Below are 22,588 nucleotides of genomic sequence, written 5' to 3'. Positions count from 1 at the left end.
AAAAGCCCCGATGTGTAATTTCGGGGCTTTTTAATTCAAAACTGCATTGTGCTAATCGATTTCAATGTTAATCAATCAATTGAATTCTCACTGAATCACTGCGTGGGTGGCAATCCCACTTCGCATTACGCTCACCACCAGACAGCTTTGCATCCCACTCAAGACCGCACTCGCGACCGTAGGCGATAGCTGAAATCTTGGTCTCATTTTCATTGGGCTGGAGTGTCACTGTGAGATAGTCTCCACTTGTTCCTTCGTCAAACTTTGCATTTCGTTCATTCGATACACTATCTGCATCCCACTCTAGTGCACCTTTACCACCTTGAGCAACCAAATAGCCTGACACTTTTTTTACAGACCCTGATGTTGTGACTTTATTCACTTGAAATGTCAACGGATCAGCTCGCCCAGCGCAATCCCACTTCGCGTTGCGCTCGCGGCTTCTTAATGTTGCATCCCACTCTAGGCCACAAGTTTGTCCGTTTGCAACCGCCGTGATTATGACTTGATAATCCTGACCTTCTGTCACTGAAGAGTTCGAATTTAAATAACGCGTCGGCGCATTGTTCAAAATTTTGTTGATTTCTGTACCGCTGCCGCCATTGTACAGCGCACGCACTTCATCCAGTGTCAGGGCACGTCCCCAAACTGCAAAATCATCCAAATCCGCCTTCAAATTATATTTGTAAGTACCAGTTCCATCTTGTCCTATATTCCAATCGAGGGAAGAGCTAATGTCGCCTACATCTTCAATGCTGCCTGATATAATATTTAGTTGCCCAGTCGGGCTCCCTGCGTACAAGGTTGCGCTGCCATCACGGTCAAACGTGGCTACCAATAACCACCAACCATTGAAGGTATAGTCAATGGGATCAATATCTTTTCGATCAGCCGACGTTGAAGCGATATTTATCCCTACATCATCACCATTCCCTTCGTTGGCAAGTAACAATGTGCCTCGATTACTGCCACTATCCCAATTCTTATTACCGACGATCACTGGATCACCTTGCTGATCTCCACTAACTCGATACCAAGTCATCAAGGTAAAATCGCGTGCAGATGCAAAGTCCATTTCAGCTGGGCTGCCTAAAGACAAGTACTCTTGCGAGCCATTAATGGCCACGAATTGGCCAAACTTGCCGCCCGAATTAATTTCAGGGCTGCCACCGCCCACTTTTGCATGAACATGATTCCCTGATTTATCCTCATAGTTGCCATCAAACGGTAAATATGTAATTAAGTCGGTCTCAATGTTCTCAGGTGCTTGTGCTTGCACGCTGTGACCCCTAACCTCGCCATCCATATTGCTTGGCACTGACAGACCATGATGCGCAAGCACAGTTGGAGCGGCATCATAGTTTTTCGGTATTCCGCTCAGGTAGCCTTGCTTTGCGGTTTTTGATGCCACTAAAAATGGGATTGTGTAATTGTCTGCTGCATGAATACCGTGGGAAGATCCTCGGCCACCGTGATCTGAAGTCATGACAATCTGCCAATCCTCTTCTGCAAAATTCGGGCGAGCTTTTATAGCATCCAACAAAATCCCTATTTGACGATCAACATCTGCAATCTCGTCCACGTAGCCTGTATCCGATGCAGTAAAACAACATGCGTGCCCAGCCCCGTCTACATCGTCTAAAAATAGGAAAATGGAATCTGGTCTAGTGCCTTTAGGCCAGTTGTTAGACTCATAGGTACCATTGATTATTTTCAAAGCATTATTGACGTTTCCAGCGTCATTGGAGTCAATTTTTAGATCTGCTTCGTTTGCTATTTGCATATCTGTAGACCAGGTAACTAAATAAGCAGTATTGAGGCTGGCACTGTGGCGTTCTAACAGGCTTTGATAATGTGGATATTGTGCATATCTGCCCGTATGGACGTCAGAATTACCGGTAACACCACTTTTTTTAGCTGTCACGCCGGTCATGATACCAACGTGGTTGGGGCCACTATTTGGCGCAGCGTCTTTCATGGTTTGCGCATAAAATGCGAAAGCACCTTGATAGCCCTCAGCCCACGTACCGGCAATTAACTTGTCTAGGTTTGGTGTACTTGCGTTTTCTATACCATCACCCCGGAGTCCATCAATGGCTATTAATAATGAGTGAGAACTCGCCAACACCTGTCCACTGAGCATTGCCCCAAATAGCCCTACACATAAATTTGCTACGGTTTTCTTGGCGCCTATCACGCCCCTACCGCATTTGTCTTTTATCGTCATTGTAAATTTCCTTTCTAATAAAGACCCAATCTGGTCTAGTCCAGAATTTACGTGAAATGTATTGCAAAATCGTTATTTGGAAATGACAGTGGGATGAATTAGTAAAACTCGCAGGGTAGTTAGTACTATATACTTTCGATGCTTTCAGAAGAAATTTGAAGAGCACACATGCTTGGATGACGGTGCTATAAAAATGCGGCCTGATGTTTTCCATTTAAAGCCTTCGACTCTTGTATTTAAGTTGCCATAAAATGGTTAAATAAAGGTCTTGATTAAAATATCCCGATAATTTTAATTATTTTACGTGACTATAACGGTAATGCACCTATAATCAGGACAAATTTATAAGTAAGGACTAAAATGAAAAAGCTACTTTTACCTCTATTATTAGCATCAGGCTTTAGCTATGCAGGTATGAGCACTCCGGGTACAACGACTGCTGCTGTGCCGGTAAACCTACATATTGTCAACAGTAACGGAGATACGTATGTTCAGTTACCAGCAACAGGTTGTTCTACCTCTGTTTACTACTTGAGTCCATCACATAAGAAATATGATGCAATTTTCTCAGTGCTACTTACTGCACAAACCACAGGAAAAAAGGTCAGAGTAAAATTCTGACAAATGTGTAAATAGTGCAAGCAATCCATTTGGTAATATAGTTGGTGTTTACCTTAATGATTAATCACTAGGGTAAAATCTAAACGCATCAAATTATGATTTCTAAATTCCAATAAAAATTAGAGTTTAGAAATCTCCCTTAGTCACAAAAACAAAGCCTATGTGGCGGTTAGAAAGTGAAAAACGAGTGATAGTTGAACCTTTTTGATGGGGTTAGCGACTTAAATACAAAGATTTAATGTCAATTCACTACTTAAAAACACAGTGTATGGTCCACCTACTTGAGTGACAATAAGACAATTCATCGAGAAATCAAGTAATACCCCCTTCCTTTCCAAATTAAAAATAATCCCTACGTGAGCTCGCATATAAAAAAAGTACTTTTAAGTATAGCCGCGCTCAACTTGAGGAAAATTGAGCGCATCACAAAGAAAACGGTTTAGTTTTTATCTAACGATAATATTTATTTCCTAAACCGACCTTAACATGGAGGTTAAATTACACCTTACCACCTTAGATTTAAAATAAAAGCAACTGAAAACCCTTTTTAATACACATGGGGTTCTCATATAATTGAACCTGTAAACAAGGATAATTTTAAGGAGTTAATATGTTTACCAATAATAAGCCAAACCTTTTTTTGAGCACTCTGGTGCTCGTTACTTGCTCTGTATCTGCGCAAAGTAGTGAGTTGTTCTTAAAACAAGACAGTATCAGGGATAATGTGCTGACGCAGGACAAGTTAACAACATTTACACCCGATTTCCGAGGCACGTATTTTATTGCCACCGACAGTCAAGGCAGTATTATTTCTGGAAACCAGATTCACCATACTCAGCCTCAAATTAATACCGCTGACAGTACCAAATACATTACTTTTGATGTGGTTAATGAAAGCGGCGTTAAAGCCACTTATTATGGTACTCCTTCACTAGACTTCAATGGTTGGTATGGGCATTGGGTAGATACTACTGAACAAAGCGGCGACTTTGAATTAACCATAGGTGATGGTACGGTTCCTAACCGCGCTTGCCAATTGGCAGATGAAAAGGTCAATATCAGTTCTTTTGAAGTCGCAACAACCAGCCATGGGAATATTAGTAACCTCAGTGACGGCGTTGTGGTTTATAGCTACAGTCATGTTTGGTTCTCCAAAGAAAAACAAGAGTCTATTTACGTTACATTGCCACAGGCAGAAGCAGTATCTAAAATCGCACTGGCACAAGGTTATAATTCTGCCACAACTTGGGTCACCACAAGCTGGAAGCTATACGGCAGTAACGATAAGCAAGTTTGGGCACCTATTGGATCAGGAGATAAGCCAGATTTCCCAGCGATGTCGGAATATTGTCTAGAGTCAAAGGCACATTACCAGTTTTATCGTCTCGATGTCTCAAATGACCAAGGTAATTATCTTAGCTTAGGCGAGCTAGAGCTTTATAAGTAAACACTTCATTCAAGCAATTCTAAGAACAGCAGTAAAAGAGATAAAAGAGTTGCCTTTATGCTGAGTCAAGAGCGATTGACTCAGCTTTTAGCCCGATAGTTGACTTTGTATAACCACTACATAGGTTTACTAGATTAAAAGAACACTGACTATCAATGAGAATACTGTGGAACAATCAAACATATGCATAAGCCAAATGCTTATTAAGGTCATATCAATGTTAACACCCCCTATTTGTCTTCGTTGATAACGTCCCAAAACTCAGTACTTTTTAAAAGAGCAAGTGCGTCCTCTCCTCCTATATCCAAAGCTAACTGTGTAAGCCTTCTTACCTCTTCAAGGTTGCCCGTTTCTACAAACTCAAAGCGAGCCAGCTGCACAATGCCTTCCACATTTTTTAATTCTATTGCGTGCCTTAACTCCCCTACAACAACGTCATACTCTTCTTTAGAGAGCTTTAACTCATCTTTTTGTGGCATATACTGATTGACCAAATTTATTCCGTGGTAAACATGTGCAATCTTGAGACCTAGCAAAGCTGAACTATAAAGCCATTTATTGGCCAAATTGACATTTTTCTCCATATAACTGCCCTGAGTCAAAATCATACCTACATTAAACTGAGCCTGTTTGCTATTTGCTTTCGCCGCATCGACAAGGTGATGAACTGCTTCTTCCATATGCGGTAACAACGTTTTTGGATAAACATTGAATACAACATATGCCATATTTTTGGAGGGGATATGCCCTAACTCAGCTCCTTTAAGGAACAGGTTGTAAGCTTTTTTTGGCGAGAAATCTTTACTTCCTTTTTGCTTATAATACTGATCTGCGATTTTATAATATTCTTCTGCAAGATCTTTTTCCTGTGCATTCACAGATGTTGTCACAATTAAAATCAATAAAATTATAAACTTCATTACTTATTCCTAAATCAAACTAGGCTAATTCATTCTTTGGTTTATCTATGTAATACACAAATGAATTGCGTTTTCCATACCTTTGGATTAAGAAAGCATTAACTCCGCCACTTTACCAAACAGATTTTAAGTTTTTTTTGATAAGAAGTCTTTGCTTACTGCCCTTCAATAAAAGTTTATTGCCTAAGAATAAAAAGAGTTTACATATACCTCACATTGATTCACTTTCTCAGAATGTTACGATAACATTCCACTGATTAATGGATAACCAATTGCGAACAGGAATTTTAAAATAATGCTTAGAATGATTTTTATGATAACGGCTAGCTCAGCATTGGCTTTTACGAGCTACGCGTCAGATATCCCATTTAAAAACGGTGGCTTTGATTCGCCTTTTGACAAGGTAAGATCACCAAACGTGCAACATAGCCCTTGGAAAGTACAAGATTATGAAACAGGATACAATCCAAACACAATTTACAACTATGGTGGTCTTGTAACACGAGAGTATGATGCAAATACCAATAACTGGTACGCAAAGATCTATAGTCATCACGCAGAAGAATCAAAGTGTAAGAATTATGGTATTAATTGCCATAGAGCGGAACTGTTCTATTCCCCAGATAGATATGACACTCACCCAGATTACCTTAATATCGACGGACAGCGAACACAAATTACATTTCGCTTTAAAGTAGACAGAATTTGGAACAAAGGATGCAGAGTAAAAGCACCGAACTCGCCATCAATTTGTTATTCAACTCTTATGCAATATGGTCCGCCATCAAATGCAGCTTACCCTGTTGCACCTATGATGAGCTTTGTTATTGCCAGATACCCGCAAGCAAATGAACGACCTGCAATATCACTACAGCATAAAGTGCATTGTGCTAAGCCAAGCAATAAAATCCATTACTCAGGCATATGCGACAACAAAGGAAACAGCATCGCTTCTTGGTCTGCTGATACCATCATCCCTATTGAAGTCGGACGTTGGTATGTTGCGTATTCACATGTACTTTGGAGTGAGCAAAACGGAGAGTTTTCAGCAGCAATAAAGCCAGAAGGTGGCACTTGGACACACTTCTCTAAAGATGGCCAATTATTTCATCATTTGCCCACTCGCGCAGCGAACGGCAAACACAACTTCAAAGCGGGTATTTATGGCCACGGCATAGATACTTCTGATGAAGAGTTAGTAATGTCATTCGATGACTTTAAATTCATAAACTAACGCATGCGCATGTTGTTATTCAACATGCCAAATAGCGCATAGGACGTCCAATTCAAGCTTTTATGATATTAGTAGAGGCAACAGAACAGACGATTAAAATTGAATAACCTTTAAGAAGTTAGGCTTTGTTCACATCCTAGCTTCTTAATATCTTCCAACCCATACCCACCAAAACGTCAAACAACACATATCAAGTAATTCAGTTTGTTGATTCGAAAGTTTGGTCATGACAAAGGCATTGAACCCGGCTAGATGTTGTACTGCGTAGCAAGCTCAAATCCATAGTTGCTAAAAAAAGGGTCTAGACGCAAAGCGATTTAGGGAACTGATTACCCGTTATTCCCGGTTATATGTCCGAGCAACCTGTGATCACAAGTGATTAGTCATCGAAATACGGCTATAGGAATAAATAATAATGAGGCAGTAAAAACTGCCCCGATATAGCTACTTAGCTTGACATAACACAAGTATTTACATGTATCTTCGTTAAATACGTTGGTACTGCTTGCTGGCTCCTAAACAAGACTTCGTACCATATCTTAATTTTTAGATACGGCAAAGCTCACAAGCAGGTCTAGTTGTAATTACGACTAACCACAGTGCAAGTATAAAGCCAAGGAGCTGCTTCACCAACGTTTTTACAACTATGCACCCAGGAATTTGGGTTAGCTGTTCGCGCTCGATTTGCTGCATCAGCAGCATCTTTAGCATATCCTATCCAGGTAGAAGTCCCAGCAAAAACACTGGCTGAAAATAATACAGCAAGGCTAGTTAACGTAACTTTAGATAAAACTGTTCTTTTCATGGTTATTCCTTTATTTAATTTAATTGAACTCGAATCAAGCACTCTTAACGAACAAAAACCACCCACACATTGGGTGAAAATTAATCATAGCAACAAAAATAAATATGTCCAATGTTTTTACTTATTAATGAAATTAACGAAGATACCATTCTAAAACCCAACTAAAAATCAAATAAATCAAATAAAAACAATAACTAAAGATATAAACGCATTAACGTTAGACCCTTTACTCTCTAAACAGTAAATTAAAACACTTTCTTGTCTAAGATTTATTCAGGCAATGAGATAGCCCCTCCAAAATATGCGTCAATGCGCCAAACTGAAGGTGTAAATAACGAAAGTTATGAGTATTCACCTTGAAAGATGCTCCAATCACTAAGTATCAGTCAATCTGGTACCCGTTTCACTCCTCTAAGAGCAAAAATGAAATAGCCTCAATACTGAGGTAATTAAAGAAGGGTTGATCCAGTTCTCTCTTATAATTGTCGTTAACTACTCTTTTGAACAGGTCTAACAATCTTTTCAATTTGAATATAGCTAAGGTGTCACGAATACTGAAATAAGATTAAAGTGAAGGCGACTTTTTAAAGGTAACAGTACAGAAAGGGTGAACGTGATCGGGATGTAGATACGAGAAAGAGAAACAAGTCTATTTTCTTGAATTTTAAGGCGTCAAAACCCCTGAACTATTGCTTATTACTGAATGAGAACGACATTCTTTAGTAACTTTTTAACTAAAAACTTTCTTGAGGAGAATTGACCTGCAATGTTCAAAAGAAGGGGGATTCGTACTCTTGAAAAAATACGATACAGTTGTAACAGTTATCTAAATTAAAAAGAACTTACCATATTATTTATTCACTATCTTCGCTGCGCTTATGTAAAAAATAGGTGTACAGAATTTTTTGGCTAAAATATAAACTTTTTCGCAATGGTTGATTTATAAACAATTTCGTAACACATGGTGGAGCAAGTTTAAATTGCTCCACACAATTAACTTACAGTAATACTGTAGGCTATTTTAGCAAGGGCAAGTCAATGCCATTGTAGTCGGGTGACCATCAGACACTGAACCACCGCCGCCAGAACATCTCATAGTGTAATCACCACAAAAGTATCTGTGTGTTTGACAACGATCAGTATCTGGCTCTAATACACCACCACCGATTTTTGGCGTCATAGCAGGGCTAATTGTATTGCTGTCCTTTGATAATTGTTTTAGTTTTTTCTTTTGTATATTAAGTTTCATAATAATTCCTTAATTGAAATGCAACACCATTATTACTCGATTCATTTTAACTTGCAACCATTGTTGTCATTTTATTAATAAGTTTATATTTTTTTTCGTTTTTAATTTGCCAACTTAGAGTATTGCACTCTTTTTGGCCTTATCTTTGCCTTCAAAGTTTAAACCTAAGATAAAATCTACTTTGGTCACATAATTCCTGACATCGATTTCAGCGTTTCTTCTATAAAACTCAGCACTGTCACATAACTGCCACTATGCAATCTTCTGCAATTTTAATTACTCATTAATTAAAATGAATATCCTGCTATTCTTCTTTAATTGGTTGATAACAAGAGCTAGATACTAACTCCAATTAAACATGTCTCACGTTAGTAGTAATGGTCAGTAGCACCTAAGCAACCACTTTTTGTATATTGTATCCAATGTTTGACAATGCATCTTCAAACAGTTTATGGTTATTGGGTACTTACGGTACGTCGAATTAAATTAAGGATAAAAATAATGAAATTAAAATTAAGTAGTAAAAAGCTCAAATCGCTGTCTGAAAAACAGGTTTTACAAGGTAACAATACGCCGGCTGTTGCTGGAGGTGGAACCTGGACATGCCATAGCCACATAGGCCCTCCGGGAGCACCACAACAAACCTGTAACCCAAGCGGATTCGGCCGATTTTGCTGATCTGGTAAATTTGCCACCCCACTCGGTATCACAGCCCATTTAGGCCTACAGATCGCAACTGTTTAGTGAACAGCTAATCGAGTTGCAAAGGGTTTTGATTCTGGTTTAGTTGGACACCTCATAATAATGCTTAACGGAAATCCGTTATTGAGACTCGAGGTGTCCATTAAGAAGAAGCTACTTAGATTGAAATTGCTGTCTTCTATTTTTTTAGCAGTTAAATTCCAAAGCAAGCCAGAATGTTAAGTAAAGGCGCGTAAAAGATTAAAATTGTGTATCCTCACAAATTGGAGTTATCTAAAGCGGAAACAAATTTATAAACTTAACTATGTCCACATCCCCGTTAATGAGACACCTGTATCAAAACGGGTAACTCTCAATTTTTCTAATCGAAATGTCAGACCTTGTCTGAACTAATTCAAATGGTGTTGTTAACACCAAGCGATTTTGTCGTACTTTAATTACCACGCGATTCTGTCGTAGTCGCTAATTACCAAGGGAAATTGGCGGTTATCTTTAACCGTGTTCTTTGAATGTTTTGTATAAGCATTTGAGGAGCGCTAAGGGTGATTGTTTTGAATTCCAAAGCTCAATTAACAGTTGATATCATTGCTAAAGTGGCAGAGCGTAAAATTACGATAGCCAATGCCGCTAAGCTCCTCAATAAATCCAGGCGTACTATTGAACGTTATTTGCAGCGTTACCGAAGCCAAGGTCTACAATTCTTTGTTCACGGGAATACAGGCAGTGAGCCAATTAATAAAACTCCAGATAGGCTTAAGCAGCAAGTTCAGTCGCTGATCCGCGAGAAGTATTATGATCTGAACCTGTTGCACCTCGCCGAGATGCTTGAGGCTCACGAGCACATAGTTGTTAAGCGCGAGACACTGCGTAAGTGGGCACATGATATCCATCATGTAAAACGAGCCAAGCGTAGGCGTAGCCGTGTCTACAAGCGCAGAGAGCGGATGGAAGCACTAGGGCTAATGCTGCAAATGGACGGCAGTACACATCGCTGGTTCGGTGATAAAAAGTCGTGCTTAATCGCTATGATTGATGATGCAAACAGTGATATCCATGCAGAATTCTTCCCGTCAGAAACGACTGAAGGGTGTATGAAAGTTATGCGCTCAGTTGTTGAGAAATACGGCGTGTTTAAAACGCTGTATGTTGATAGAGCTGGCATCTTCGGTGTCCCTAAACGTTGCAATTTCTCCCAGATGCAACGGGCCTGTGAGGAGTTAGGAATTAAAATCATCTTTGCCAGCTCTCCTCAAGGAAAAGGTCGTATTGAACGCGCCTTCGATACTCTGCAAGACAGGTTGATACCAGAGTTACGACTCAACAATATTACTGATATGACGGGCGCTAATAGCTACCTCCAACACGTCTTCATCCCGCAGTTTTGGCGTAAAAACCTGATGGTAAAATCCAGAACATCAAACACCGAATATACGCCTGTATCACGCGACATCAATCTTGATGATATCTGCATCACCAAGGTCTACCGGAAGATCCGCAACGACCATACGTTTAGCTTCAGGAGAAAACTCTACTTCATCGACTCACCGCTTAAGCACTCAATCGCTAACCAGAAAATTGAAATTCGTACGGGTAAAAATAAGCGGTTCGATGCGTACTTCGCTGGGCGAAAACTGCAGGTAAACGAAGTCAGGGAACCTGATAAGCCATCCTCTGAAGACCAAGAGACCCAGAAGAAGCTTGATGTATTGGCTCTATCTAGCTGACAAGCTAGGAAATGTGGCAGAAGCTTCCCGCCTAAGTAGTGTCTCCCGCGATACTATTTACCGCCATCGTAAGCTGATAAAGCAAGGTGGAATTGTCCACTTCCCCGTTAATGAGACACCTGTAAATTAGAGCTTTCTAATTTAGCTCGGTAAGCAGCGGGCGGCAGATTACCAAGACTTTCATGTGTGCGTTCTTCGTTGTAATCCAATCGCCAGAACCACACCATTTCTTTCACTTGATTGAGTGACTCAAACAAGTAAGCATCCAAAAATTCTCGCCTAAATGAACCGTTGAAGCGCTCAACAAACCCGTTTTGTTGTGGTTTGCCAGGCTAAAGAATTTGTGCCTGTCCTATTTGCTATTTTGCTATTTGGTTTTACTATCGAGCGATATTTACAAGTGTATATAGCACTCCACTTGGACTAGAAAGTCGATAGATGCGACCACACAGGTAAAATAGGCGTGACCAAAAAATCGGCGAAACGTGACCAGAAATAGAAAAAACCAGCAGATGCGCTGGGGCTTTATATTGGATCTCTTTTATTTCTTCAAATTAGAATGGGGATCACCTATATTTTTAATTATTCTCCTAAAAATTAGCGGAATAAATAGCAAAACAAGAACATGAATCATAAAATAAAAAGTTAAATCCAACCCAAAAGACAGAATATATGAATCTACAAAAACAACATACAGTATCAATACTGATATAAATGTCAAAAATGGAATGCTGGAAGCTCCCTTTTTACTTTTAAACCTTTTTATTGAGTAATAACAAGATATCAAATCAAGTGAAAGCGCTATAGTCAAAATTAAATATGCAAGTTCAAATTTCATACTACTTTATTACCCTTTTTCCAAAGAAACCTTTGAATTTCTCAACACCTTTAGGCCAAGCCAAAGAGCTTTGAGGTACAACTTCTGACTGAACACGACTACATGCGGATAGTGCTATAGCCCACCAACAAAAATGTAGTTTCTCCAGTTTCTCCAGCTTTTCCTCCCCCCTTAAGGAGTCGATGACTCTTATCGTGATACCACATATCTAATTTATCATTAATTGGTTAAATGATAGTTCTTCTACTTTTAAACCATTCACCAATAGCTCAATAAGTATATTTTTAGATTTTCTTTCATACTGGATAAGCACTCTTTTTTTACTACCCCACCTTTCATGCACTGAAATATTAATTAAACTTCCCTCAGAATTACCATGTTCAAAATCATGTTCTCTTTTAAAGAGTAATTCAAAAATAAAAACATCACTCTGATAACCATATGATTTATTTACAATACCTATTTGTTGCAAAAGATTGGTTATATATTTAATCTCGCTTTCCTTCACAGAACTGTCAAACTCAATAAACTTTTCTTTAATAGGTAGATTGTGCTTTCTACTACATACTTTTATTGGAAACAGCTTTCTTTGAAAGCTAAGCTTACTTTTTATTTTTTCAAATTCACCTCCAATACACCCTCCGTCCAACGTGTGTAAAGGAGGGGTTTCATGACTATAATATTCTTCTTTTGCAATACATTTTGCATAGGAAAAAAATGAACATAGAACTAATATAGTCGAATACAGTTTATTCATTTTAGTACATCTCAATCAACTTCTTAACATTTAGAGTAACAGGGCTTAGTGATCTCCCCACTCTACTTCCGACAGACATTAGTTGATCCCTACCAATATGATCAAAACCTAACAAGTGCGCAACTTCATGCCCAACTGTATTTTTACCACCATACCCTTTGTGGTACCACATTTCGCTTCCACCTTTGATAGCCATTCCTTGTATTATAGAAAGTCCAACATTGACCAGTTTATATCCACACTTATCGCAAGGCGACACCTTAATATCTCCACCAGATTCTAAGTTTTTCAAGTTAACGCTCAATACCAATACTCCTTCATCTATACTGCCCTAAATACCACCCCATTGCTGGTCTATAGATTCACATAACTTAGTAAATCAGCTGGATTAATCTCAGGCCTAGCACTAATTGTCACATCAATGGACATTATGACATTCTCTATATTTTGTTATTGCCGAGGACAACAGTGCATTCTTGCAAACTCTCCGCTTTCAGAGCGTGGTGAGGTCAACTCATATATGTCACTTTCACTTTACTCCAATCAGCCATCAACGCCGCTCAAAAGGTAACCATCATAGCAATATCAGCAAATTCCCCCCCTGTAACCGCTGACACTGCTGCGTCAACAGTTGCCGAACCAATAATACGGCTTTTTATAGCTTTACAAGTAATTAAGATTAAGATGACACCTTTTTACACTATAATTCGACTCGGGTTAGTTTAAAAACAGATGCAAATAAATCAACAACCCCATATTTATTTTTTATACAGGAAATTTTCTCGATTTTGCGCTTATGGCGAGTTTTAGGCATGAACAATCGCCTAGCTTGTAAATTATTGCGATGAAATTAAGAAAAGATAAGTGCTTCAACTCAATAAGACTTGCCCGTTGTTTTATCCTCTCTGCATAAAAATGCTTGTCTTATAAATCGTCAAATGCAGTGATAGTACTTTGCATCATCCAAGAGAGTCTGTCTCTTCCTTGCAATTACCATCATCCGTACTTTAACAGTCATTAAAGCATCGCCAGCTTCTTACACTACCCCCAAATTAGATAGGGTGTCATTCATATTTTATGCACTATTTCTTTTATTTGTTTATCTGTTATCATCGAAAAGTCATTGAACTTAGGTAAATACCTTCGGATTAGGCTAAACACTCGTGCGACTGCCCCCTTTTCCAGCTATGCTAGGGAGCAAATATGTGCGTGTCTCATTTTACTTTCCTTAATTATTTTTCTCTAAATTGCCTTTTGCCGCCGCTATCCAATCTTCATCAGTAACATCCCATGCAGCTGAAGATGTTGGACCGTTTGCCCAATAAGAAACGTTCGTTACGAGTTGGCCAAAACGCATGTCAGGGTATTTCCTTGATAAACCCTCAAGTAATTTACATATAGTTTCAATATTTTCCATATTACCTCTTATGTTTAGTAACTATAAGCAATCTAAATTATTAGGTTCTTCGAAAGGCATCCAGATTCATTTATATCACAATGAGACCTAATTATGTGATGATACCCATTCCCGCCATAATTCAAATCAAGCTTGATGCCAAAATAAAAACTAAAGATTAAACAACCCTTTACTTAATTTTTGAGATAGCGAATTGTTCAAACTTGCACTTGGGGGAAAAATTTCAGGAAAAACTAACTGCATAACTTTTAATTGGCTACATTTTAAGTGAAAAGCAACTATTTTACTTGGTATCAACCAAACTAACTAGTCTACTCTTTGCTATTACTATAAAAAGCCATCCATAATTTAATAGCTATTAAAGAGTAGACGATTTTTACACCATTAAAAATCCAAATCAATGTCCAATTTATATTTTTCAAAGTATGACATTAACTCTGCCTTACTTAGCCCCACATTAAGTCTATTACCACTCTTAAAATAAATAAAATACCCATAACTCTGATCTTCTATACCAAAAGGCAATTCAGCTTTTGGCACTGCCACTTCTCGATAACCGATAATATAGCCTTCTTTTTCAATTGCATTTACAACATTCGGCATAACTAATATCGAATTATTAGGCCTAACAATAGAACGCGCATCGCCATACATTCTCACGGTTTTATAACCATCACTTAAGACTATCTTTTCTTTTTGACTGCAAGATGCCAAACAAATAACAAAAACAAATAGAATATTTTTCAACCCCTACAACTCCTTTGAACTTTTCATTTATATTCCACAACACAAAGGATAAAAAACAACCAAAGCACCCACCAAAGTTAAAATATCCCACCTATATATACTAGCTTTCTTGCAAATACCAAAGTTCTTAACTTAATCTTTAACAATAGGTACATACTAACGCGATCCATTCAGCGTCATTCTATAATGCCAGCACTTAGCCCGACATCATCAGGCATTGCATTTTTTTCTTACCAAAGTCAAAAAATTAGAATGGCCGTCACCTATATTTAACCGAATTATTGCTTTGATAATATTGCAATGCCACCTATTTATAAGGCGATTTAGCTCAAAATCACGTACTGTAAACATAGAAGTTTTGTATAAGGTATTTTTATATGTTGTTCGGTGTTCATATGACTAACCTGTTGCTTTATCTTCTCCACATAAAAGTGCGTGCCTTACACGCCGAGAAATGCAATGGTAATACTTGGTATCCACCAAGCTAACTTATCTCTACCTTGCAATGGCCAGTAAGAAAGCCACCTAAACTATAAATATAGACGGCTTCGGCGGCCCCAAATTGAAATGGGTGCCATCTGTATTTAACTAAATTGACTAGAAGGGGGCAATGCAAGCACCCTTCTTTTACTTTAACTGAAGTCCAGAGGTTAATAGTATCCCGCTACTGCTCTGGCTGAATCAGCAATAGCTGACGCGTTGTTAGTTGGATAAGATAACCCCCTTCCCAACGAAACCCCACCATCGCTAAAATATGGAACTCTCCGACAAGACTTGTGGAATCTTGTCAGTGGTAATTCTCCCCAATCTCCTGTTTTATCATACTCGTGATCATTTACTCTTTGTTCTAAATCACATTGGTTTTTTCCATTATGAAATGTATATGACATTATTGAGGCTGCATACGGCTTAGTTTCTCCGTACTCAGAAAGGTTATAGGCAACCCCATAACCCTGATTATAAGGCGCTTTTTCGTCCTTTCTTTTTGGGTTTCCATTGCTATCTATCAAAGCAGCAATATTGTGACCTGCACCTAAAATATGTCCAAGCTCGTGTGTAGTTGTCATGTAATAGCTTTCTTTATATGCTCTATCTACGTTTACAGAGAAAAAGCCATAAGTTTTATAAGCACTGTGGTCTGTAATTTTTCTAACATATGCAGCCTTACCAGCGGCATCATCACTTGAGTTTGGTTGCTTGAAGATAGCTACAAGATCAGCTTTATGCTCTTCTCGTATTGCACCAAGTCTGATTATCCAATCATCACTACTTTTAATTTTTTTGTGGAGGCTTTTGTGAGTTTCGGAAGAAAAGTCTTCTTCTAAAATAACGGTTTCTACAAAGTTAATCTTTATGGTGCCGCCTCCTGACAATTTAATACCTTTAAAAGGCGCTGCTACAGCTCCATTTACTCGATCATCAATGAAGCTTTTAACGGATTTTACTTTGCTCCCTTTTGACATTTTTCTATGGGCCCAATCGGCTGCCGAAGATTCAAAAACAGCTATGATATCGACTTCAGCATCTCCTGATTGAATAAAATGATGCAAGTTAAAGTTATCACGCGTATGAATTGAGTCTGCATTCAGGTCTATAGTACCAGGTTCTGAAGCAAAGAGATTTAACGAGAAAAAGGTTAAGCCTAGCGTTGTATATTTCACGTTCTTTCCTTAAAACTGTGTTTGTAAAATGTTTATTTTTTGTTTTTATTATGTTTTTGTCAAGTGGGCAATACTACCATAAAGGTCAAATGGGTGTGACCAGAAAATCGGTAAAACGCAACCAAACACAAAAAAGCGTCGGCTACTGCTGAGGCTTAACGTATTAACCATGACACCCATTTATATTTTAAATAGGCGTGACCAAAAATCGGCGAAACGCGACCAGAATAGAAAAGCCCCAGCACGTGCTGGAGCTTTGGATTGGGTGTCTTTTATATATTTATGTCACATAAATGAAGTATCCATACATGTCATTTATATTCCTGAGTTTATTTTCTAAATCTTGCTATGCTCTTAACTATATTGTCATACACAGTGCTGTGTTCCTCAGAGTTAAGCGTTTCATATCTAGATTTTATTGGCTCGTTAAAATCCATAGCTTCAGAAAGCGAAAAACTCCTAGTATGACGTCCAGATATATCATGAACTTCAAGAATAATTTTTGCTTGAGGGACCCCCCCGATCGAAATCAGCTTCTCTAAATTATCATCATACCCACATAGTGCAGCAACTCCTGCTGGAGTTACATTTCTACCGTAATAATCTACAACGTAATTTACATACCCGCCTGACTTTTTATTTAAACGATTAAAGCTTTCTATTTCGACTGATTCTGCCATTAACCTGTACAGAATAGGGTAAATAAATTTTTCAACTTCTTCACCGCAAGAAACATTGCTAAGGTCTGCGCGCAATGCTATTTCTTCAATAAATCTCACTTTTTCGTGTTCTGACTCAAAGCCTAAAACTTTATCACAAAACCCTTTTTCCACCTTTTTATTTGGTAACTTGTAACCACCAACACATTCATAAATGGCTGGTATAGTACCTGCATTTGATGATGACATAAAAATCAAAGGTAAAATATAAATAGCTTTCATTAATTGCCTGTCGTCAGGCATCTAGTTATATTCAAAGGCATAGTCTCCCTCCATTTATATAGGAACATAGAAAAAATCAAGATAGTACCCTCTTATACTCTATCAGAGCAAAACCTTACAGAGAACCACTTCCTTTAAGTCATAGTTTTAAAAATACAACATTTTCCAAACTGTCAGTTGTGCCCTATATTGTCACTTGCTAATGACTGTTCTATTCCTTTTTGGCTAAACCTACCTGACCAAAAAATCAGCAAAACGCAACCTTATATGAAAAGTCACAGTAAGTTCAAGAGTTTAAAGTACCATTGCCAAGGGCCAATTTTTAAAATAAGTAAATCAGCGTAATATAAATTAAGTACAAGATTAGATTGGCTATAAATACTCGTAAACTGAAAGAGTCCCCATTCCATTTTTTTGAAATTTCCATTCCCCAAAATAAGTTAAAAATAATACTTACAAGAGTTATTGGCCCTCCTACATATATAACTGAAGCCATGCAACCAAAGTTGGCACCTGAAGGCCCCATATCATGCAATGACCAACAGTGTTCTGTAGAATAGAATAAAATTGCGAGAACAAAAAAATTGAACATCAGTTTATACTTTATTCTTAATAAGTTAACTAACATAGATATCCTTTTATCAAAGATATGGGCAGTAATTTAAAGGCTTAGATAGCTTCCCACTCTCTGTGTCTTTCCTACCTGCTTCCCACCATTTTAGGTAACTTAACTTGGCATAAATGGAGTGTCTATATATGTCATTTATATTTTGTTACCAAACTAACTTGCCTCGCCCTTACAATTGCCAAGAAAAAACCATCCATATTTTAACATTCATTAAAGCATAGACGGCTTCTTCAACTATTCCCAAATTGGGATGGATGTCATCTATTCTGCTCTCTTTTTAAACGACTTTAATTCTGAAGAACAAGATGTAGCGCCACAATATAATAAGGAAACAACAATGGTATCATCCTCAAACTCATAAATATTGTCTACAACCCCTCCTTCGAACTCATAGCTTTCATTATTAATAATGAGCAATGATGAAATCATGCCAAAGCTGAAGTTTAATGATATTTTGTAGTTACCATTATGAAAACTTCTCCATAGAACATAATCACCACCCAACTTCACACTTTCCTTGAAATTCAATACTTTTTCTAAAACTTCATTCATAGCTGCAACATGTTTGCTTCTTATGGCTTTAGTATCCAAATGAGATAGATCAACTTTACTTTCAGTAAACTTCCCACTCCGATAATAAACCTTCTTTATTTTAAACTTCTTGTCAGGTAAGAAGTAAGAGTTAAGAAATACCCCTCCCTCGGAGCTGCTCAACCCATGTTTAACTCTATAATTATCTATTGAAGATAGCTTTAAAGAGTTGGCACAAGCAGCTATTGAAAAAAATGATAAAAATATAACTAGTATTACTTTCATTAATCATACCTCGATAAAAAACGCGTTTCCCATGAGGAGTTTTAATAACCTCTGTTTGAGTTGTAAGATGGCATCCTCTTTGGAAAATAGCCATCAGGATAGATGCCATACGCTTTAACAACTCTTAATCTCAAATCGTCTGAACGATTCCAAGAGTGATGATATCCGCGGCAAAAACCTTTACTGAAACCTCTAGGTTATATTCCCAATAATGAAGCAGTCTATCGTAACTTTCTTCATAAAGACCAGCTGTATACCGCGTAACTTGTCCAAGACCAGCAGCGCTAGAGTTTGGATCTGGCGTAATTAGCGGTGTTACATCACTTTCGGATTGTCTAAAACCTGATTCTGGCGATACCATAGCAACAAGTGTTCGCTCTGGAGCGTCTGTAACTCCCCCATAAACTGAAACAGTTCATAAGTAGAATTTCTATCAATATAAGAAGGAAATTTTACGATGCGAAAAAGTAAGTTCACCGAAACACAGATAGTCGGCATGATCAAAGAAGCTGAATCGGGTATGCCTGTACCAGAAATATGCCGCAAACATGGTGTTGGTCAAAGTACATTTTATAAGTGGCGTTCTAAATATGGTGGGATGGAAGCCTCTGATGTGAAGCGTTTAAAAGAGCATGAAGATGAAAATCGCAAGCTAACCTGTTCTTTCTTGCATTAAGCCCAGATATATGTCAGAACAACGCTTTATTGCATGTGTTCAATCATCAAAATGCGTCTAGTAGGGAATAAAACAACGATAACGAGGCAGTAAAAACAGCCCCGATAGATTTGCACAACTTGACATAAATGGAGCCTCCATATAAGCATCTATATTTCTCTAATTTTAACTATTTCATAACTTACTTTCGACCAACTCAAAGTATTTATTAAACATGAATAACGAAGCTACCACCCCTACAGCCAACTCCTCTTTTGTTTCAAAATTCTTATACACATTCGGAAATGGGAATCGAGCAATAGGAAACCAATCTTCAGGAAGTGTCACGTAAAAATTACGAGGGTTAAATTTTGAAGAGCCAAACATATCAGTTAGCCCAATAAGGTAAAAGAATTCTAAACTGCCTTTAGAGCAACCTCTTAAAGCTTCTGAATCTAACCCTAAACCAACCTGGTATTTAGCACCTATAGATTTAGTCCATATTTTAATTTTTCTATTACTGATATTTCTATTAAGAGAAAAGCCATGATAAGAAACTTCTTTACTTATAAGCTCAATAACATCGCCCTTTTTTAAATACACTCCTTCTAAGAGAGACTCTATAATAGGAGGTTTAGTCTCATAGTCGTTAATTTTACTTTGAGCAATTTTGCTGTTGACTGTTGATAAGAACTCCTTAAAGCCATCTGATTTATTACAACGAGCAAATTCAATATTTCTATGGTAATTGCAAACGTAGCTAGCCCATATTTTCCCCGTTCTTTCATAAGCTTCTGAAGCTTCTATTTTTAAGTTACTCAGGCTTTCTGAACAATACCCCCCCTTTGATATTTTTTCTTTACTTATTTCCTCTTCAATTCCTTTTAACTCTTGCTCATCTTGGTCATGAAAGTAAGTAGAGCTATTAGTCAGTTTAATTAGTATATTTGCACTACTCAAACCAACATCCGTTAACATCATACTTCTTGTATGATACAACTCTCCCAAGGTTGCAAGCGAGCCACCTATAATTTTATATTCATCTCGCATACTTATCATTTGCAATGCTCCAACTCTTCTAAAGTATAAAAAGGGGTTCCATATATATTTTTAAAATATTATGCAACAGCTTATTGTAAAACGCATCAAAGTTGAGAAGCCCATTCCGCACAAATAATTTTAATTAATTTAATTACCCACACGAACACTAAATATGAAATATATAAAAACTCCATTTATGTTAATTATATTTTCATATATTTCAATACTTGGTATCCACCAAGCTAACTTGCCTCTTCCTTGCAATTGCCATAAAAAATCCATCCATGCTTTAACAGTCATTAAAGCATAGACGGCTTCTTAAACTATTACCAAATTGGAATGGGTACCACCTATATTTCTTCATATATTTCTTTTATATTTTCTACAACACACTCGCTAATACAACAAACAAAGCAAGCGAAACTAAAGCGAAAATTTTATTTTTATTTTTCAAATAAAAAATATTTTTCCGCTCAACCTCGCTTACAGAAGTAAACTTATATAACAATAGCTCTGTAAAGAACGAAAAAATATAAATCGTTATAGAACCCCACAGCATTATAGATAAACTAAAGATTTCTGTAGCTATAAGAACCAGTCCAATCGGAATAAAAAATATTAATATTCCAATAACCCACTTACTAATCAGAAATCGACGATAGTTAAGTGAGTTACAATTATTACATCTACAAGGAAATGAAATAGTTGCAAAGGCGGAATGCCACCCAAGATCACTTCCACAATTATTACAATTTTTATTCATCTAACGACCTAAATAGCTATCTAACATTTTATCTACCGAAAATTCACTTCCTATGTATGAGATACTTGGAGAGAAGAGCCTACCACACTAACCATGACACCCATTTATATTTATACCATAACCATATTTCAGTGAGTGTTAAAACAGAAACACACGGTTCAGCAACCCCACATTTACTTTTTTACGCAGGAAATTTTCTCGAATTTACGCTTGTGGCAGGATTTCAGAGATGGCTATCCACGTAACTTTAAAAAGCTACATTAAAGTTGGTGTGTTAATGCATATTAAAGGCTAAGCTAGTAATTCACTACACTGAGCCAAGTTGGCTCGTCGTTTTAATTTTAAGTGTTCACAGTACTTTTGCTTAACATCTGGCCTGCTCACCGAGCCTTTAAACACTTTGGCAGAAGAAATTGGACAGGCACTTTCTTTCTAAATATCTAACCATTCTGAAATGGACTATCTAGTTTAATAAACTCAAGTTTTATGTATTTGTCAGCAGCCCAATTTTCCAGAGCTCTCGATGTAAATTCAGGGCCATTATCCACTCGAATTTGTTTTGGTTTTCCGTGCCATGCAATGACCCTTTTCAACACTCGAATAACTCGTTCAGCAGTCAGGCTTGTATCGACCTCTATTGCTAATGCTTGGCGGTTGTAATCACCCAGCACATTCAGTGTTCTAAAGCGATGTCAGAAATTAAGCGCATCGCTCATAACATCCACCGACCACGAGTCATTATGTTTGCTCGGTGCGCGTGTTGGAAGACGGCGTTTCCCTTTTCGTCTAAAGTTAAGTTTAAGCATGTTATATACTCGCTCAACGCGCTTTTCATTCCATACTTTAACTTGTGTGATGCCTAAGTCGTTTAAACTGCTTCGGCATGCCCCACCTAGGATGCAGCTCGACAGGTGCTAACAAAGAATCATCAAAATAACATTTAAAATTCATTTTTTTAATTTGACTACATTGTGAAAACAAAAACTTTTTTGCGTTAGGTACCTAGCTCATCATTAGTTATCTTATCTCGTGTTTCCATAAAAAATTCTATTGCCCATGTATAGGATTGAGCTTGAGGATCAAAATTATGAACTACCCAATTTTGATGTGTCCCCTCTTGATACCGTCGCCAATTTCGATAGCAAAAGCAGCTTGAACTGAAAGAAACAAAAAAATAGCAAAAAAAAATAGGACAGGCACTTTTCTTTCATTTCTTTTTTAAAGTTAGAATTGAATTGTAGAAATGTATCTCCAGCCTAAGGGTTTCTGAGCAACGGGATTAAAATCCGCCTTATGGTAGAAATAAATATAATTTAGGAATATATTCATTTTATTAAACAAGAAGAGTCTAGATTGATAAGCAAGGATAAAATTACTTTTTACTAACCAACTCCT

General features: G+C 37.6%; 18 protein-coding genes and 4 pseudogenes. 6 read left to right on the top strand and 16 right to left on the bottom strand.

Annotated elements, in window-relative coordinates; translation table 11 throughout:
- Nucleotides 1–67: 67 nt before the first annotated feature.
- Nucleotides 68–2,227, bottom strand: a complete 2,160-nt coding sequence (locus QNM18_RS00110) for an alkaline phosphatase family protein (RefSeq protein ID WP_284135936.1) — start codon at nt 2,225–2,227, stop codon at nt 68–70.
- A gap of 360 nt (nt 2,228–2,587) precedes the next feature.
- Here QNM18_RS00110 and QNM18_RS00105 point away from each other — a divergent pair, with 360 nt between their 5' ends.
- Both QNM18_RS00105 and QNM18_RS00100 read left to right on the top strand, forming a co-directional pair.
- On the top strand, nt 2,588–2,848 hold the full coding sequence (locus QNM18_RS00105; protein ID WP_284135935.1) for a hypothetical protein: 261 nt from the start codon (nt 2,588–2,590) through the stop codon (nt 2,846–2,848).
- Between the two features lie 610 nt (nt 2,849–3,458).
- On the top strand, nt 3,459–4,295 hold the full coding sequence (locus tag QNM18_RS00100; protein WP_284135934.1) for a hypothetical protein: 837 nt from the start codon (nt 3,459–3,461) through the stop codon (nt 4,293–4,295).
- Nucleotides 4,296–4,525: 230 nt separating this feature from the next.
- On the opposite strand, the gene QNM18_RS00095 is transcribed toward QNM18_RS00100, so the two are convergent.
- Nucleotides 4,526–5,215, bottom strand: a complete 690-nt coding sequence (locus tag QNM18_RS00095; RefSeq protein WP_284135933.1) for an SEL1-like repeat protein — start codon at nt 5,213–5,215, stop codon at nt 4,526–4,528.
- Nucleotides 5,216–5,510: 295 nt separating this feature from the next.
- Between QNM18_RS00095 and QNM18_RS00090 the strand changes: the two genes are divergently transcribed.
- Complete coding sequence (locus tag QNM18_RS00090) at nt 5,511–6,449, top strand: hypothetical protein (protein ID WP_284135932.1); 939 nt, start codon at nt 5,511–5,513, stop codon at nt 6,447–6,449.
- Nucleotides 6,450–7,023: 574 nt separating this feature from the next.
- Here QNM18_RS00090 and QNM18_RS00085 read toward each other — a convergent pair.
- Together QNM18_RS00085 and QNM18_RS00080 are read right to left on the bottom strand one after the other, a co-directional pair.
- A complete protein-coding gene (locus QNM18_RS00085) occupies nt 7,024–7,254 on the bottom strand; it encodes a hypothetical protein (RefSeq protein ID WP_211010005.1) in 231 nt (76 codons plus the stop codon).
- Between the two features lie 1,021 nt (nt 7,255–8,275).
- Entirely contained in the window at nt 8,276–8,503 is a 228-nt protein-coding gene (locus QNM18_RS00080; RefSeq protein ID WP_211010006.1) for a hypothetical protein, read from the bottom strand.
- A gap of 501 nt (nt 8,504–9,004) precedes the next feature.
- On the opposite strand from QNM18_RS00080, the gene QNM18_RS00075 reads away from it, so the two are divergent.
- Both QNM18_RS00075 and QNM18_RS00070 read left to right on the top strand, forming a co-directional pair.
- Nucleotides 9,005–9,181: a hypothetical protein gene (locus tag QNM18_RS00075; protein WP_211010007.1), complete on the top strand. Its 177-nt coding sequence runs from the start codon at nt 9,005–9,007 to the stop codon at nt 9,179–9,181.
- 566 nt (nt 9,182–9,747) lie between these two features.
- Nucleotides 9,748–11,026: pseudogene (locus QNM18_RS00070) on the top strand (ISNCY family transposase); the annotation flags it as partial.
- 10 nt (nt 11,027–11,036) lie between these two features.
- On the opposite strand, the pseudogene QNM18_RS00065 reads toward QNM18_RS00070, so the two are convergent.
- The 10 genes and pseudogenes from QNM18_RS00065 to QNM18_RS00020 form a co-directional block, all read right to left on the bottom strand.
- Nucleotides 11,037–11,261 (bottom strand): annotated as a pseudogene (locus QNM18_RS00065) (integrase core domain-containing protein); the annotation flags it as partial.
- A 714-nt stretch (nt 11,262–11,975) separates the two neighbouring features.
- Entirely contained in the window at nt 11,976–12,524 is a 549-nt protein-coding gene (locus QNM18_RS00060; protein ID WP_284135931.1) for a hypothetical protein, read from the bottom strand.
- A 1-nt stretch (nt 12,525) separates the two neighbouring features.
- On the bottom strand, nt 12,526–12,828 hold the full coding sequence (locus QNM18_RS00055) for a hypothetical protein (protein WP_284135930.1): 303 nt from the start codon (nt 12,826–12,828) through the stop codon (nt 12,526–12,528).
- Between the two features lie 924 nt (nt 12,829–13,752).
- Nucleotides 13,753–13,941 (bottom strand): hypothetical protein, encoded by a 189-nt coding sequence (locus tag QNM18_RS00050; protein ID WP_284135929.1) that lies wholly within the window; start codon nt 13,939–13,941, stop codon nt 13,753–13,755.
- 384 nt (nt 13,942–14,325) lie between these two features.
- Nucleotides 14,326–14,688, bottom strand: coding sequence for a hypothetical protein (locus QNM18_RS00045; RefSeq protein ID WP_284135928.1), 363 nt, complete (start codon nt 14,686–14,688; stop codon nt 14,326–14,328).
- Nucleotides 14,689–15,090: 402 nt separating this feature from the next.
- Nucleotides 15,091–15,171, bottom strand: a pseudogene (locus QNM18_RS00040) (Type I secretion system protein TolC); the annotation flags it as partial.
- Between the two features lie 167 nt (nt 15,172–15,338).
- Entirely contained in the window at nt 15,339–16,349 is a 1,011-nt protein-coding gene (locus tag QNM18_RS00035) for a M12 family metallo-peptidase (protein ID WP_284135927.1), read from the bottom strand.
- Nucleotides 16,350–16,678: 329 nt separating this feature from the next.
- Complete coding sequence (locus QNM18_RS00030; protein WP_284135926.1) at nt 16,679–17,290, bottom strand: hypothetical protein; 612 nt, start codon at nt 17,288–17,290, stop codon at nt 16,679–16,681.
- 889 nt (nt 17,291–18,179) lie between these two features.
- A complete protein-coding gene (locus QNM18_RS00025) occupies nt 18,180–18,734 on the bottom strand; it encodes a hypothetical protein (RefSeq protein WP_284135925.1) in 555 nt (184 codons plus the stop codon).
- 130 nt (nt 18,735–18,864) lie between these two features.
- A complete protein-coding gene (locus QNM18_RS00020) occupies nt 18,865–19,095 on the bottom strand; it encodes a hypothetical protein (RefSeq protein WP_284135924.1) in 231 nt (76 codons plus the stop codon).
- A gap of 96 nt (nt 19,096–19,191) precedes the next feature.
- Between QNM18_RS00020 and QNM18_RS00015 the strand changes: the two are divergent.
- A pseudogene (locus tag QNM18_RS00015) lies at nt 19,192–19,389 on the top strand (transposase); the annotation flags it as partial.
- 195 nt (nt 19,390–19,584) lie between these two features.
- On the opposite strand, the gene QNM18_RS00010 reads toward QNM18_RS00015, so the two are convergent.
- The gene (locus QNM18_RS00010) at nt 19,585–20,448 is read right to left on the bottom strand and encodes a hypothetical protein (RefSeq protein ID WP_284135923.1); all 864 of its coding nucleotides are present in this window, start codon (nt 20,446–20,448) and stop codon (nt 19,585–19,587) included.
- Nucleotides 20,449–21,633: 1,185 nt separating this feature from the next.
- A complete protein-coding gene (locus tag QNM18_RS27285) occupies nt 21,634–21,870 on the bottom strand; it encodes a DDE-type integrase/transposase/recombinase (protein WP_417714766.1) in 237 nt (78 codons plus the stop codon).
- Between the last annotated feature and the right edge of the window lie 718 nt (nt 21,871–22,588).

Origin of the sequence: Pseudoalteromonas obscura, from assembly GCF_030135505.1 — a bacterium.
Classification (GTDB): Bacteria; Pseudomonadota; Gammaproteobacteria; order Enterobacterales; family Alteromonadaceae; genus Pseudoalteromonas; species Pseudoalteromonas obscura.
The sequence above is the reverse complement of the archived record's forward strand: the minus strand, read 5'-3'. Positions and strand labels throughout refer to the sequence as shown.